Below are 15,770 nucleotides of genomic sequence, written 5' to 3'. Positions count from 1 at the left end.
TACCCCCCATTTAAAATTGATTAAGCGCATAAAATGGTTTAAATGAATTTCCTTTAGTTTGAAAGCGTTTGCCAGGCTGCAGCTGCCGTTTGGCATAATCAACATAGCATCGCAACCTTTTTATCGTACATAGCTTAAATGTAAGATGATAGACAAAAAGGAACTTTTGACTTGATAAACCGCGCAAAAACAACATAAAGCGGCCTTGCGCTAACGCCGCAAGCCGCTCTATCGTCCCTTACTTGTTCATTTTCATTTTACGATATTGTCCCGGTGTTTCTCCCGTCTGCTTTTTAAATACCCGAATAAATGTCAAGGATTGCTCGTAACCGACTTCCTGTCCAATATCCTGAATCGTTTTGTCTGTTTCGACCAGCAGCTGCTGCGCTTTCTCTATTCGATAGCTTGTCACGTATTCTAGAAACTTTACGCCAAATGATTCCCGAAACAGTCGGCTCAAATATTTGGCATTTAAACCAAACGCCTCATTCAAATGCGTTAACGATAGGTCAGGATTATGAAAATTATCAGTAATATACTGCTTAATGTTCATTACCATTTGATGCGAGGTTTTGTTTTCACGGATTTCATTCATTTTTAAAAGAGAATTTTGCATGATTGCTTTAAACGCCGCAAATATTTCATCCAAGGTTTCATTTTGTTCCAGCTCTTTGATCAGGTTTTGATAAGCTTCATCTCGCCAAATCGCATATAGCTCTTCCGGCAGCTCGGATAATTCCTTTTGCAAATGACTAATGAGCACCTGCATTAAGCTGGTCAAATCATCATACGCATACAACTGCAATTTCAAATCCTCATACATTTCCTGAAAGTGCAGCTCCCATTGGCTGTCTCCAGCCCGAAACAGCTGGCTGGTCGAACGAATACACTGTAGCTGCTTAAACAGCTCTCCTTTTGGCCGGTTTATGACCTGCGCAGCCATAATGACCTGATTGATCCCGAGTGACGATTTATAACCTACAATGACAGCGGCTTTCCGGAAGGATGATTGTATCTGCTCGATATGCTGCGCGAGTGGACCAATGCCAATCGTTATAGTAAAGTCCAAATTTTGCGCAACCCAATCTCGCAAGAGCTCACAATTATCTTTAAGCGCACTTTCTTCCCCTTCATTCCCCGCCAAAAAATACAAGATAACCATCCGCGATTGGTCAATCCACTCCGACCAGACGGAAAACCCTTTGCTTTCGGCAACTTCTCTGGCTACGTTGCTGAGCACAAATTTTAGCAAATGGTGATCATTCTTATACTCCTTAATAAATCTCGAATATTGGTCAATCTCGACAATTGCCGCAACAGCTCCGTGCTTGGTCCAACGAAGTCCTAGCAGCTTTAACTCCTCTTCCCATTTGGTAATGCCGTTGCCCTGTTCAAGTCCAAGCATACTTAGCAAAATATGTTTTTTTCTAAACAAAGAGGTTTCCTTGTATTTTTCCTGTAATGAGCTTGATTCCTGCATAAGAGAATCGATCGTCGTCTCGATATATTGAAATTCGTCGATATCTGCATTGGACCGTTTCGTTTCCGTCTCCTTACTCCCAGGCAAGACCGATATACGTTCCATTATGGTTTTAATGGGGCGATAATTTCGTCGCGACACATAAATAATCCAGATGAGCCCGGCAAGCATGATCATAAAAGAAAGGACCATCCACAAATAAAATAAGGAGGATACAAACGCAACAATACCTCCTACTTTACTGCCGCTGCTTACCAGCCATCCTGTGTAAGCCGATTTAGCAGAAGCAATTATTTTCCCGCCGCTAGGCGAGCTATTATACTGCTGGCTGGGATCAGTAGATACAATCACTTTTCCTTCGGGATCAATCAGATGGATAAAAGTCGTGTCCTTGTCTATCATGCTGTAAAGCAATTCACTAACTTGATTAATATTCACATTAACAATCATAAAGCTATAGTTTTTCAAATTGGTATTTTTGGCTAGACTGACTACCCGTCGTTCTGCTATATCCGCGTTTCCGTTCGCTTCTACTGACGTCTTGACTGTTCTTGGCTTCCAGCTATAGGCCGTTCTGCTATTAAGCGTGGCGCCGATGTACCCCTTATCGTCAAACTGATCCAGGTTGACCAGTTTGGATGGTGAAAGCACCATTTGATCAGGAACCCGAAACAGGTAGATGGATTCGATAAACGGGTTGTCGTTAAGCAGCTTCTTGACAGCTACCGCTGCCTGGACATCGGTGTAATAGCGATCGGATTTGAAGGCGTCATCATAGAAATTATTGATGGCGACATTATTTTTGATCTCATAATTCATCAGCGAATTAACGCTCTCTAGTCTCTGATCAATCAGCTTGTTGACATTTTGGACAAGGGCCGTATGGGCCTGTTCCGTTGATTTTTTAGACATTTCCATCAAACTCAAATAACTCATTAATAACATGCTTAAGCAAATAATGACAAACGCCGGCAGATAAGACACAAGCAGCTTGTGGAACCAGTTGTTTTTCACATGATACCCTCCCGAACGACAATTGCATATATAAGGCTGGCTGAAATCGCTTCTTGCACGTAGCCTGGTTACACGCTATGATATATTTCAATTATTGATCAAGTCAACAATCTTCATGATCATTGCACAGGGCAGGAGGTCTCCATATGCGCAAAAAATATGTATTTGTCATTACTCCTCTATTGTTGTTGCTTGTTTTCATATCCATTATTTGGGGAACCCTTACATCGCAGAAGCTGCAAAATTCTGAGCCCCAGGCCACTGATATACTCAACATTCGACTTCTTATCAGTGCCCCCGAGCATATTGAACTTCCCCCGGCTGATCAGGATTTTGTCTTGCAAACGATCGAAAACAAATTCAATATTTCTCTTGACGTAGAATATACGTTAGCCGGAATCGATTATACAACCCGCTTAGCCGATTTGATTAATGGCAACAACCCGCCGGATATGTGGTTGGAGCTTAGCAACGATGGCGGTTCCAAGTCGGCATTGGATGAAGTTATTGCGGATATGTCGCCTTATGTAAGCCCCTTTTCGATGCCGAATTATTACAAGTATTGGGTTAGCGAGCAAGTTCTCAAAGACTATCAACTTCATAATCGTTTCTATCGCGCGCCAATCCCCTATGACAAAAATGCATATAGAAGCTATTATATTCGGGCAGACTGGCTGGAGGCGTTGAATCTCAATATTCCAACCAATTATGAGGAATATCTGTCCGTACTGCGCGCCTTTACGTATCAAGATCCAGACAATGACGGCCTTAACAATACGTATGGTTTTACGACATCAGGCAACAGTGCGACCCTTTCGACCGAATGGCCTGAATACATAAAGAACGGGCTGATATACCCTTCTTATACCGTTAACAACAAATTAATAGACATGGGTACTGATCCTCAATTCGAATATGTTATCAATGACATGATCAAAATCATTAAAGAGGGCTTGGTTGATTCGGACTGGTTCTTGAACCAGAACAGCGAGCATATCGATAAGGCCGTTCAAGGTAAGGCTGGTGTTATTCTTGGTGAAACTGCCGACTTTGCCTATGATTCCAATCACAGAAGCATTCAAGTGCGTAGCCGCGCGTACAATCCTAATGCCAATTGGCTGCCCTTTAATCCGTTCGGCAATGAGCCGTTGCGTTCAGGAATTGACCCGGGTTATCCGTTTGTATTCTCCAAGATGACCACTGATACTCAGCCTGAAAAAATTAAAAAAGTGGTTGAATTGTTAGACTGGCTGGCTGGTCCAGAAGGTTTTTTACTTACTCATTATGGCATTGAGAATCAGCATTACACGCGGAGCGGAAATACCATTACCCTGATACCGCCGGACAAAGAGGAAGACAAACAAAGACTGGATTTTTTGGACATATGGAGTTTCTTCACTCCCGAGACGCCGTCCGTTTTAGGCTTTCACCTGGTCGATCCCGCATTAACGCAAAGAGACAAGGAAATTAAAGATTATTTGGCGTCGCTTCCCACAAAGGACAAGCTCGGCACAACATTAACCCCTCCGATGGAAATCGATGTTGATGCCTTCCGCAGCAAGCAGCATGAATTCCATATCAAAATGCTATTTTCCGATCAGTCCGGTCGTAATTGGCCCCAATACCGGGATCAACTGATGAATCAGTATCATGGTGCGGAAATTTTGAAAAATTACGAGGAAAAAATTAAGCTTTCCCGGATTGCCAAGAAGTAAATTTCTGCGTTCTGCCTTTTTGTCTATTGAGTAGCAATTGAGCTATATACGAAAATTTGCTAGAGATGATACGCTAACCTCGCCGATATCAGTAAACATTAAGGAGCGAGAGCATATGTCTAAAGCAACATGGATATGGTATCCCGGAGATTTCGAAATTTGGCTAAATGAAAAGGTACATATACGGCGCAAGGTACGTGGAGCCATCTATCCGGTATTTTGGCGTCTTGACCGGCACTACAGCAGTGTGTCTTTTTGCTGCAACGTTGATTTAAAGCAGGATGAGGAGATTTCCATTTATGCCGATGGAGAGTTTTCTCTCTATTTGGACGGCAAGGACAGCCAGCGTTTCACTCAGTCCAAGTTGCTTGTACCTGCCGGGAAACATGAGATCCGCGTTGCGGTTTACAATAACACGGCAGCACCGGCAATATTTATACAGGGGGATACTATAGCAACAAATGCCGATTGGCTGGTAACTTGTCAAGATAAACAGTGGCATCAAGCTGGTTTCTGGCATTTTGATCACCCCGATCATCCCCCTTCTGCCTACAAACTAGCAACAACGGAGATCTTCCCAGAACGGCTAGAAAAAAAACAAGAAGGCTGGGTCGTTGATTTTGGCAAGGAAACAATCGGCTATCTGAAAATCAACCAAGCAACTGGTCATGGCGGCCTCACTATATATTATGGCGAATCGTTGGAAGAAGCATTGGACGATGAAAACTGTCTTCAGACTGACTCCTGTCTGTTGCATGGGTCTTCTCCGCAAAACTACAACTTTCCCGAGTCGAGAGCGTTCAGGTATGTGCGTGTTCAGGCTGACAAAGGCCGGGAGGAAGAGCTCCAGATCGCTTCTATTTCCATGTTATATGAATACTTGCCCGTTCAAGATCGCGGCCACTTTCAATGCTCGGACGAAACCTTGAACAAAATATGGGAGACCTCGCTTTACACGCTGCGGCTCAACACCAGGGAGTTTTTCCTTGATGGTATTAAACGGGATCGCTGGGTATGGTCAGGAGACGCGTATCAGTCGTTTTTAATGAATTATTATAGTTATTTTGATATAGACATTGTTAAGAGAACACTAATTTCCCTTCGAGGCAAGGATCCGGTCACCACCCACATTAACACTATACTGGATTATAGCTTTTATTGGTTTATTGGCCTGTATGATTATTTTGTTCACACAGGAGATGAAGCATTTATACGAACCCATTATGGTTCAATGGTAAGTTTGATGGATTATTGTTTGACACGTCTCAATCAAGACGGATTAATTGAAGGACATGAGATCGATTGGGTATTTGTAGACTGGGCGGATATAGATAATCAGGGGGCTGTTTGCTTTGAACAGTTACTATTTTGCAGAAGTCTTGAAGCAATGACTCTATTTGCGGGGCTTTCCAATGATCCCTTACGCGAACAACAATATCAAAATTTAGCTATAGATATCAAGCAAAAAACGTTTAACCTGTATTGGAATAAAGAGTACGGAGGGCTTGTTCATCAATATAAAGATGGACAACAAGGAGCGCAAATTACTAAACATGCCAGCATGTTTGCCCTGCTCCTTGGTTATCTGAACAATGAGCAAAAAGAAAGCGTCAAGCAGAACATATTGTTGAATCCAAACATACAAGCCATTACAACACCATATATGCGTTTCTATGAGTTGGCCGCTTTATGCGAAATTGGCGAGCACAAGCATGTAACAAATGAAATGATCAACTATTGGGGAGGCATGCTCGCGCTGGGCGCAACCACCTTCTGGGAGACTTATGATCCAACAGCAAAGGATTTACAGCATTACGAGATGTACGGCTTGCCTTACGGCAAAAGCCTGTGCCATGCCTGGGGGGCAAGTCCTATATACTTGCTAGGCAAATACTATATTGGCGTTAAACCTTCGGCAACCGGTTACGCTATGTATGATATTGAACCAAATCTTGGCGGCCTGAGCTGGATAAAAGGTACAGTCCCTATACATAATGGCGAAGTCAGGCTGTATATGGATACGACCTCCATACGCATAACAGCTACAACTGGGTCGGGGACTTTGCGTATCCATAGCTTAATTACGCCGAGCACAAATAAAAATGGCTGCATCACTCCGCTCGGCAATGATGTCTATGAAATCGAGATCGTTGGCAATGGGCAAGAAATCGCCATCCAATATCTGACCCAATAAATCGAAACAGCGACAGTCGAAGGACGATAAAGTCCTGGACTGTCGCTGTGTTATCACTTATGTCTCTGGTAGCCTGACCTCCGGTATCAGACCCCCGATACCGGGACAATGTTTCTGAGCCCGTTCAGCTGCTCTTCGATGCGTTTGCATGCGTCCTCCGGCGTCTCCATATTGGCCCACAACAAGCTGAGCTCCTTCTGAACAAGCTCGAGCTCAGACTGGCTAAGCGACAAATCGCGGAGCGTCGATGCATACGGCAGTACCTCAAGGAATACGTTGTAGCATTCCGGATGAATATCGGGGTCGAGGAGCCCATCATCCTCCGCGACCTCGCGCAGAATCGGGATCGTGCAGCCCTGCTGCTTCAACATCGTCTGGGCGGTCTTGCTCGTCATAAAGGTAATGAAGTCCTTGGCAATCTCGGGCTGATTCGTCTGGCGATTGATGGCCAGACTGCCTCCGATCAGCAAAGTAGCAGGCTTCTTCCGCTGCGGCAGCGGCAGCACATCCCAGCGAAGATCATGACCGCGGAACTCGTTCATAAAGTAATAGGTTGTGAGAATCATCGCCACGCGTTCCTTCTTGAACAAGCCCTCCGCCAAATAGCTGCTCCCGTGCGAATAGATCGGCGAAACCTGATGCTTGTACATCAGGTCGACGCAGAACTGCAGCGCTTCGACATTATTGGATTCGGAGAATACGGATGCTCGCCCGTCCTTCTCAATGAATCTGCCGTCATTTTGAAGCATAAATACGGGCCAGCGGTTCGGCGATGCGGAGAAGCAGAAGCCGAATCGATCGATAACCTCGTTATCCTTGCGCTGCACGGTGCATCGCTCCGCCAAGCTCAGCAGATCGGACCAATCCTTCATCGAATCATGCAGCTCGGCGCTTGCGTCCTTGATCAGCCGCTCATTATAACAAATGACGGTCGGCGAAAACACGATCGGCGTCGATACCACTTCTCCCTGCACCGTAAACATGTCGAATACTTTCTGGTAGCTATCCCGCTCGATATCGATACCGGCAGGCATATATGGCATCAAGATGTCCAAATGATCCTTTTCGATCAAATGGCGAATATGAATATCGGAGAGAATGAACACATCGGGTCCAAACCCGTAATTGATAAGATGAACCAAATTATTAATATATTCTGCTTCTGTCAGAAGCAGCAGCTCTACCTTGACATAAGGATGCGTTTGCTCATACAAAGCAATCAGATTACGAATGATATCAAGCTCGTAGGACGTGGAGAACCAAGCGACGGTCAATGTCTCGCGCTTAAGATCCTCGCCCGGAATGCGCACTCGGTTGCCCTTGCCCGCAATCTTCTCGATAAGGCCCTCGTCGACAAGCTTAGCCAACACCTTGCGAACCGACACGCGGCTGATCTCATACTTCTCGCTAAGCGTATTCTCGGGCAAAATAAATTCGCCCGGAAGAAGACTGCCTGTGAGAATCTCATTTCGCAATTCCTGCTGTAATCGGTTATACCGATCTTCAAAACTATTGGTACGTTTCAACATGCCGACCGGCTCCCCTCTCTGCCACATTCACGACAGTCCATATCTGCCTTCAATATCTTCCTTATATTGTATATTAGTCTTCAATATTGTAACATATTTTCACTTGCAGGTCATCCTTCCTCAACCGCGTCTTTCAGCCATCGATCAAGAAAAGCATAGGCCGCTTTCCGAATCGTAGGCGGAAAATCATGACCGCTGTTGCCAAACAGCACCTCGAGCCGGTCTTCTGCTCCGAGCACCCGATACAACTCGCCGAGCTCCGCCAATGCCTCCGCTGCCGGCCGCCAATGCGGGAAGATCCGATCCGACATGCCGTTCCAATTAAAAAATGGCGTCGGAGCTGCAAGCGCGGCGATCTCATGATACTCGAACGGCACATAGCCGGACGATAAGCATTCGCTGATTCGCGGCAAATGAGAGAACCATTCCCTCTGTCCCCAGCGGTTCGGATCGGGATCCCCCGCGAAGGTTGCAAAGCCGCAGCTTGAGACAACGGCCTTTACTCGGCGATCGGAACCGGCAAGGAAGAAGCCGTTGTAGCCGCCAAGCGAGTGGCCGATCGCCCCTATTCGCGTCGCGTCCACGAACGGCAAAGCAGACAATACATCCAGGCTTTGCCGATGGTCATGCAGCATCTTCCCGACTGCCGTCGAAGTCGGATGCATGGCATAAAACGGCGCGGTCCGGAATGCTTCTTCGTCCTCGTAGACGCGTTCTCCTGCCGTGATCGTATCCGGCGCCAGCACGACATAGCCCCGCGCTGCAAGCTCCAAGCCGTACGCCCGGTTGGCACGCGCCTCGGACGACGCAACGTCGGCCTTGCCGGAGGCATGCGTCGGATGCAGCGCTAATATAGCAGGAAGCGGAGACCGAGGCGACGGATCGTCGCCGGGGATGAGCAAATAGGCGGTTACCTTGTCGCCGAAGCCCGTAGCGTATCGTAAATGTACGCGCACATGATTCGGCTCCCGCACCGTCTCCAGTATTTCCGGCTGCGGATCAACGGGCGCGGGAATCTCCCCGACATACTCCCTCCATGCCGCCTCGATCTCCGCGCGCCGTTCCCCCCATGCCTCGGCGGCGCCGGCCTCCTTGCCGATGGCAAGCTTTGGCACGTTGCCTTCATTCAAATCCGATAATCGATACTTCATAAAATCCCTCCTTTCGGCTTTTCCGCCGTTTATACTTCCAATTGATAGCTCCACAGCCGCGAGCCCGATGCAAAGAAAACCTTGTCCCCGGCGACGGCCAGACCCGCCGTTATCGCAACAGGAGGCTCCGTCAGCTTCACCGCCATGGACAGATCCGGATCAAGGCGGAATATCGCCCCACTGAGCGCACCGTAGATCGTTCCGTTCGGATCGGCTGCGAGACCGACCCGCACCGGCGAACCCCACTCCGACAAATCCGCTTCGGCGCAGAGCCTTTCCTCCACAGGGTCGAACACAAAGTAACGAGAAGCCTCGGTCATGCCATGAATACGTCCCTTGCGGTCTGCATAAATCCAGACGATCTCCCGCGCTTCTACGGGAGACCATACCCCATCCACCGTTCGGCTTTCCCAGTGCAGCCGATACAGCTTGGCTCCCGTCTCCTTAGGCGCAGCTCCGCCCGGCGTCTCGATACTGGTGGCCCCGAATATATGACCCGACTGGCCTTCCGCAAGACTGATCGTGCTCTGGAAGGGAACTACCTGGTCATGCGTCAAAAGCATGTCCTCGCCTGTCGTTATATTATAGAGGCATAAGCCTCCTCCGACAGCGCCGTAGCCGGGATAACCGCCATACAGCACATGCTCCCCGTCGGAATGCGCCAGCGCGCAGCGTGGGCGATGCACCTCGGGGTGACTGGCAACAAGGCGCGGATTGCGCGCTTGGTTCGGATCCCCGGCTTCGGCCTGGACAGGCAGCCTCGTATCCATCAGATGCAGGTGCCCTCCCGGATAAGCGGCTCCGGCTAGCATCGGACCAACTGAAGCATAGGCGCACAGGTTGCCGCCGCCGCCGAATTCAATTACCTGCCCTCCGAAGCTGCGAATCCGCTGCTCGCCTGTCTCATATCTAAAGAAGTGAAGCGGATGGTTGCTCGTTCCGTATACATGCCCGTCCGCTCCCGCACTGAGCGGAGACAGCTGCGCGCCGCCGCATTCGTAACGAAGCGGAATCATTCGCGTGCTTGATCCCTCCGCCGCCCGCAGCCTCAGCTCTCGTTCGGCCAGATCATGCTTCTCGATTTTCCATGCGCCCGATAGCTGACGATGCAGCCGATAGAACGCCGCTCCGGAATATAAAGAAGGCGGGACATCGCGCCAATCAACCGGCGTTGCCTGCCCGCTGCGAAGCCGCATCCAGCGGTATCGTTCCGGCGTCTCCGCTTCCCGCAAATCGGCGAACGCCCAATGACCGTACACGGAGCCGTCCGCAGCCGCGTAAACAACGCCCATCCCTCGCGTCCGCTCCTCCGTGGGTACAAGCTGAATCGTGCGTCCATCGGACGGCCGAAAGGTGATCAGTCCCCTCCGTTCTGTGCCGATGCCCGCATACACCCAGCCTGCTTCATCAACCGCGAGATGACTCGGGTACTTTTCCTCTGCATCAAGCTGGCCTAACGGAATAACGCGTCTCTCCGAAGGCACATAACCAAACAATCTGCAATGAGGATAAGCCGCAAAATATATCGTACCCTCCGCCGACTCCGCATAGCTGAAGCCGACCAGTTCACCCTCCATGCCGACGTCCTCGGCATGAAGGAAGCTGCAATCGAACGGATCGAACGCCATGAACTGCGTCCCGGCTCCGGCATAGAACATGCCTTCCGAACTGGCAAAGCACATATATGGATATTCTGTGTTGCCATTCGGGAACGAAACCTGCGTGCAGCGTTCCGTTACCGGGTCGACAACGAGCAGAAATCCCTTCGCCAGAATGACGACGCGCTCGTCGCCGTTGCGGCTTCGGCACACCGCGGCCGTTCGCGACTCTACCACAGGCGCAGGAACGCCATGCTCTGTATACTGCTGCATGCTCACCATCCCATTTTCACAAGTCATCGATTTCGCTTTCGTAGATTTACTTTTTGTAATACGATGCGACCTTGCGCACCCCTCGAATAATATCTTCTGCATCTGTATCCGAATAAAACTCTTTGATCGGAATTTGTATGGCTGTCTCTAAAATTTCTTCGGCTACCGGGCAATCTCCTTGTTGATACGAACGATCCGTCAGATCAAACGGGAAGTGGCTGTTCAGATAGGCCTGCTTCCGCTGGAACAACGGCTGCTTGTAGACCACTTGCGGGATATAGCCGGGCCGGCTCGGAATCCCTTCCGCTTCAAGAGCCTCGCTGAATTGCTGCCTCGTGCAGGATAAGGCGGACAAGTCAAGCCTCATCATGTAGAACCAATACGTGCAGGCCCCGCCTTCCGTCACTTGATGAACATGTATGCCCGGGGTTCCGCGCAGTCCTTCGGTAATCCGATCGCCGATCGCCTGCCGACGTTCGCAAATCCATGACAGCTTTTTCAGCTGCGCGATGCCGACAGCGCCTTGCAATTCGGTCATTCGATAGTTCGGGGCAACGTAATGGAGCTCGCGCTGCACCTCTGTCCCGAATCGATGATAGTTTTTGTCCGCGAAGCCGTGTGCCCGGTAATAGTCTGTCTCCTCGCCGGAATTCACCGTAACCATGCCGCCGTCGCCGGTCGATATATGTTTGAAATCATTGGTGCTAAAGCAGCCATAATCGCCAAATGTACCCGCATAACGCCCCTTGTACCGGGTCAAGTAGGCTTGAGCGCAATCTTCGATCACCTTAAGGTTGTGACGCTGCGCAATCGCCATGATCGCATCCATGTCGCAAGGATTGCCGGCCAGGTGAACAACGACAATCGCCTTCGTACGCGGCGTAATTCGCGCCTCGACAGATGCGGGATCCAGGTTGTACGTATGCGGATCCAGATCGGCGAATACCGGGATGGCATTCTGGTATAGAATGCCAATCAGCGTTCCTTGGTCCGTAATGGGACTCGTAATCACCTCATCGCCAACGGTTACGCCAGCCGCGCCGAGCGCCACATGAATCGCCGCCGTTCCGGACGATGTCGCAACGCTGTGCTTTACACCGTAGATGGCATTAAAGTCATCAAGAAACGTTTTGACCTTATTGCCAAAATGATAAAACAGCGTCTCTTGCTCCAGCGCCTCCAGAAGCTCGCGAGCCTCCTCGACCCCGAATCGTTTGCCTGTGCGAAATGCAGTCGTCTTCGTCTTTGGCCCGCCCAACAGCGCGAGCTCCTCCGTCTTGCTTATCATTTCATTGCCCCTTTCGGCCCTTCGGCTTTATTGTAATGAGGATAACGCAACGGATTGTTGCCGCGATGCTCCTTCGAATTCGACCTGCAGCAAAACGCACGGGAGTCCAAATCGCTTCACCGCGCCTTCGGACGACTCCCCTGCAAGCAGCGGACGATAAGCGGCGATTGCCGTTCTTTCGCCTTCTACGCGCAAGCGTCCACCCTCGCCAAGTCCAATAATCCGCAGCTCGCGCTTCGCCCTCACCCAGTCATTGATCTCGGCTCCGGTCCAGAACTCGAATCCGAGCTTCTTCGCTTCGCTTGCCGTAGTCACCAACGCTTTCCGGACCTCCGGCAGCTCATGAATATGCTTTTGATGATAAAGAAAATGCGCGACGCCGCGAACCTCCATAACCTTCTCCAGGAAAGGCGCAATAACAGACGTATCCGATAAGGCCGGATGCATCAGATCCTGCGTCAAGAATCCAATTTCCAGCACATCGTAGAGACGATTGTATTCATCTGCCCAGGCGATTGGGAAGTACGGATGGCTTGTGCAGAACGGGAATCCAACATTCCCCTTTTTGCTTGGACCGCGTGTTTGGTCGGACTGAATCCCGGCCTCCTCGCACCAGCGGAACAGCTCGCCCCAGCCTTCAAACCTCGTATAGTGATTTTTATTGGATGTTGCCGCCGGAAGACCGGTTGCCTTCTTGAACCAGGACGCTTGGCGATTAAATTCCTCTTGCGACCAAATGCCTTGCTCGATCTCCAGAGCGTTATAATGAAGCGCAAGCTCATGACCCGCCTCCCGTATCATCGGATACAGTTCTGGGGAATATCCCGGTTCAATCATGCACCATGTCGATCTTACGCCGCATTCGCTTAACACCTCGAGAGTCGTCCGGCCCGCATCGTCGCTATTAAAGTCGCTGTCATGCGAGATCATAGCAACCGCCTCGACTCCCGCCGGCCAGTAGTCGACGAAGGGCACAATCAGATCGGAGGCCGACGCCGCGGACAGAAGCTGATGCATAAACGCCTCTCGCCAATAATCGGCGTACGGATGCTCATAATAAGGCATACCCGTTGCCGTGTGCGTTCTGTCGGCTTCCCAGTCCAGTTGGCATTGGTCGTCCGCCTTCAGAATACCTTCATTGAGGGCCCCTGATCCGTCCTGCGCCGGAATGCCGTCTTCATAGACGGGCAGCTCGCCTTGCTGAAGTCGTACGATCAGAGCAGGAATATCTACGGCCCAGCGGGCGATTATCCCCTTGCCAACCCGGAACGTCTGCAGAAGCGGCCCAGCGACGGCGCCATCTGCAGCTCCGACGCGAACCATGCCGTCTTCCTCGCAAGAAAGCGCAAGCGAACCCGCATCCGAGGACGTATGCAGCCATGGACGCGCCCGAAAGCATCGCATCGGGCGACCACCGCCAGGCTCGCCTGATAGTGATGCATAGCCAACCGGCACCTCCTGCAGCTGCCGGCAGCCGAGCCGAGCCGCCAAGTATGGCAAACCCGCGAAGGAAATGACGATGCCTCCTCGCTCTGCGAAGTCCCATAGACTGCTTTCCGATTCCATACCGCCGGTAAGCGCCGCAAGAACGATATCAAATTCGCCAGCGTCCATTTCGTCCGCCGAGTCGAAGCTCCTGAATGGAATACCCGCAAACGTCATCAGCTCCTGGATGTAGAGCTGAAAAACGTTAGCATGATGCTGGTGAATACGAGCCGTAGCCAGCGAATCGAGATAAATTCCGATTTTTGCCATTTTCATAGATTAAACGCACCTTTACTCTTCGTAATAATTTCCATCGATAGCAAATCGGGCTATGATACATAGCCCGATCCGCTATACGTTATTTCCAACGGCGCTCTGTATAGCCGCGTTCCTTGAACACTGCATTATATTCTTCGATGATCTGAGATCCGCCGCGCGACAGATATTCATTAACTACGGCATCCCAATCGGAAATCGGACGTTGGCCGACGATCATTTTGGTCTGTTCGTTCATGAGGAACTGCATCAGCTCTGCGCCTTTCGCCGCTTCCGTCTCGGACACGACCCCTACGTTCGGCTGGAAGTATTGCTTATAGTCCTTGCTCATCTTCACGAGATCGGTTGTTGCCTGAATGAGCTTCGGCTCCGTGTAGGCCGACTCGAACTCGGGATCCTGATCCGGAAGCACCCATGCCGTGTTGTCCTGGAAGTAGTGGTAAGGCTGACTGCCCTTCTCCGGCTCAATGACTTTACGCTTGCCGTCTGCAACCTCGTAGCCTGCGCCTTCGCCGCCGTAGAACCAGTCATGATCCGCATTGGAAGCATTTTGCTCGGCCATTGGGTAGAACTGACGGGAGAACTCATGCATGTCGAGAATTTTCTTCAGCTTCTCGGGATCATCCTTCAGCTTGGCGTTAAATGCATTGAAGCGAGCATAACCCTTGCCGCCAACAAGTCCTTGGGAGCCGTCTGGCGCCAGGAATGGAGGAAGCACTGCAAATTCCGCATCCGGCGAAATCTCGAGCAAGCTTGTCATGTAGTCCTGGGACATGCCTCTTGGCGCAACCAGGAACAGGCCAGCCTTGCTGGAATAAAACTCATTATTCGTATCCGCCCAGTTAATAACGGCGAAGTCCGGCGTCAGCGCCTTTGCTTGATACAGCTTGTTAAAGAATTCGATAAGTTCCTTGCGGCCTTGCGAGATCATGCCAGGAATGTAATTCCCTTTCTCGTCCTGGTGGTAGTAAGAATCGAACTGCCAGTACGGCCCCATAGCATAGTTCGGGTTGATGTTCTGTCCGATTGCCATGCCATACGTATCCTTATTGCCGTTTTTATCCGGATCGTCGTTCGTGAAAGCGATGAGCGTGCTAGCCAGTTCCTCATAGCTCGTCGGAACGGGCAAACCCAGGTTGTCGAGCCAATCCTTACGGATATAGAAAGAGCTTGACTCTGTCGGAGACCAGGACGGAATGCCGTAGATTTTGCCATCGATGGTAAATGGCGCCCAAAGCTCATCCGGAATGGCCTTCAGCGATGGATACTGATCGATATAGTCGTTCAGCTCAAGGAATGCGCCTTGCTTCGCCCAGCGAGGGAAATTATCCGCGCGGCTGGCCTCGAAGCCGATCATATCCGGCATCGACCCGGAGGAAACGACTGCGCTCAGCTTCTCTGGATACGTTTCCGCCGGAACCTTTTCAACGAAGTAGTCCACGTTAAACTTTTCATTCAGCTTCTTCAAGCCTTCACCGTCATTAGGTGCCGGGTTTCCATAAATGTACGTAATGCCGCTAATTTTATGAACCTTCTCTGGCGCCGCGCTTTCCGCCGGCGTCGACTGCGTCGGACTTGGCTTCTCGCTGCTGCTGCCAGCATTGTTTCCGTTCGAGCATGCTGCCGAAACCAACATTGCGGCAGCTACTGTCGATACGAGATACGCTTTCTTTTTCATCGTAGAACCCTCCATTTTTGTCTTTTCACAACGTTCCATCATTGCCTGCTCATGCTCGCCTAGCCAATCGGACCGCCCGCTACAGCACA

Annotated in this window: 9 protein-coding genes; 2 read left to right on the top strand and 7 right to left on the bottom strand. The window is 50.2% G+C overall.

Translation table 11 applies throughout. From position 1 onward, the window contains the following. Window positions 1–238: 238 nt before the first annotated feature. Window positions 239–2,494, bottom strand: coding sequence for an AraC family transcriptional regulator (locus KJW29_RS30950; protein WP_214627479.1), 2,256 nt, complete (start codon window positions 2,492–2,494; stop codon window positions 239–241). A 146-nt stretch (window positions 2,495–2,640) separates the two neighbouring features. Between KJW29_RS30950 and KJW29_RS30945 the strand changes: the two genes are divergently transcribed. Both KJW29_RS30945 and KJW29_RS30940 read left to right on the top strand, forming a co-directional pair. Beyond that, the gene (locus KJW29_RS30945) at window positions 2,641–4,209 is read left to right on the top strand and encodes a type 2 periplasmic-binding domain-containing protein (RefSeq protein ID WP_214627478.1); all 1,569 of its coding nucleotides are present in this window, start codon (window positions 2,641–2,643) and stop codon (window positions 4,207–4,209) included. A gap of 115 nt (window positions 4,210–4,324) precedes the next feature. Next, complete coding sequence (locus tag KJW29_RS30940; protein WP_214627477.1) at window positions 4,325–6,403, top strand: family 78 glycoside hydrolase catalytic domain; 2,079 nt, start codon at window positions 4,325–4,327, stop codon at window positions 6,401–6,403. Window positions 6,404–6,489: 86 nt separating this feature from the next. On the opposite strand, the gene KJW29_RS30935 is transcribed toward KJW29_RS30940, so the two are convergent. The 6 genes from KJW29_RS30935 to KJW29_RS30910 all read right to left on the bottom strand — a co-directional run bounded on the left by KJW29_RS30935 (window position 6,490) and on the right by KJW29_RS30910 (window position 15,681). Continuing rightward, the gene (locus KJW29_RS30935) at window positions 6,490–7,932 is read right to left on the bottom strand and encodes an extracellular solute-binding protein (RefSeq protein WP_108991329.1); all 1,443 of its coding nucleotides are present in this window, start codon (window positions 7,930–7,932) and stop codon (window positions 6,490–6,492) included. A gap of 110 nt (window positions 7,933–8,042) precedes the next feature. Then, window positions 8,043–9,083 (bottom strand): alpha/beta hydrolase family protein, encoded by a 1,041-nt coding sequence (locus KJW29_RS30930; RefSeq protein WP_214627476.1) that lies wholly within the window; start codon window positions 9,081–9,083, stop codon window positions 8,043–8,045. 29 nt (window positions 9,084–9,112) lie between these two features. After that, complete coding sequence (locus KJW29_RS30925; RefSeq protein ID WP_214627475.1) at window positions 9,113–10,954, bottom strand: hypothetical protein; 1,842 nt, start codon at window positions 10,952–10,954, stop codon at window positions 9,113–9,115. 46 nt (window positions 10,955–11,000) lie between these two features. Continuing rightward, window positions 11,001–12,242 (bottom strand): DegT/DnrJ/EryC1/StrS family aminotransferase, encoded by a 1,242-nt coding sequence (locus KJW29_RS30920; protein ID WP_214627474.1) that lies wholly within the window; start codon window positions 12,240–12,242, stop codon window positions 11,001–11,003. A 27-nt stretch (window positions 12,243–12,269) separates the two neighbouring features. Continuing rightward, window positions 12,270–14,003 carry a polysaccharide deacetylase family protein gene (locus tag KJW29_RS30915; protein ID WP_214627473.1) on the bottom strand — a complete coding sequence of 578 codons (1,734 nt, stop codon included), beginning with the start codon at window positions 14,001–14,003 and terminating at the stop codon, window positions 12,270–12,272. A gap of 82 nt (window positions 14,004–14,085) precedes the next feature. Then, window positions 14,086–15,681 carry an extracellular solute-binding protein gene (locus tag KJW29_RS30910; protein WP_214627472.1) on the bottom strand — a complete coding sequence of 532 codons (1,596 nt, stop codon included), beginning with the start codon at window positions 15,679–15,681 and terminating at the stop codon, window positions 14,086–14,088. Window positions 15,682–15,770 lie beyond the last annotated feature (89 nt).

This window comes from Paenibacillus agaridevorans (genome assembly GCF_018604145.1).
Taxonomy (GTDB): Bacteria; Bacillota; Bacilli; order Paenibacillales; family Paenibacillaceae; genus Pristimantibacillus; species Pristimantibacillus agaridevorans.
The sequence above is the reverse complement of the archived record's forward strand: the minus strand, read 5'-3'. Positions and strand labels throughout refer to the sequence as shown.

Excerpts from the sequence above, each read along its gene's own strand:
- KJW29_RS30920 (WP_214627474.1), bottom strand. The coding sequence starts at position 12,242 with ATGATAAGCAAGACGGAGGAGCTCGCGCTGTTGGGCGGGCCAAAGACG.
- KJW29_RS30910 (WP_214627472.1), bottom strand. The coding sequence starts at position 15,681 with ATGAAAAAGAAAGCGTATCTCGTATCGACAGTAGCTGCCGCAATGTTG.
- KJW29_RS30930 (WP_214627476.1), bottom strand. The coding sequence starts at position 9,083 with ATGAAGTATCGATTATCGGATTTGAATGAAGGCAACGTGCCAAAGCTT.
- KJW29_RS30945 (WP_214627478.1), top strand. The coding sequence starts at position 2,641 with ATGCGCAAAAAATATGTATTTGTCATTACTCCTCTATTGTTGTTGCTT.
- KJW29_RS30935 (WP_108991329.1), bottom strand. The coding sequence starts at position 7,932 with ATGTTGAAACGTACCAATAGTTTTGAAGATCGGTATAACCGATTACAG.
- KJW29_RS30925 (WP_214627475.1), bottom strand. The coding sequence starts at position 10,954 with ATGCAGCAGTATACAGAGCATGGCGTTCCTGCGCCTGTGGTAGAGTCG.
- KJW29_RS30940 (WP_214627477.1), top strand. The coding sequence starts at position 4,325 with ATGTCTAAAGCAACATGGATATGGTATCCCGGAGATTTCGAAATTTGG.
- KJW29_RS30915 (WP_214627473.1), bottom strand. The coding sequence starts at position 14,003 with ATGAAAATGGCAAAAATCGGAATTTATCTCGATTCGCTGGCTACGGCT.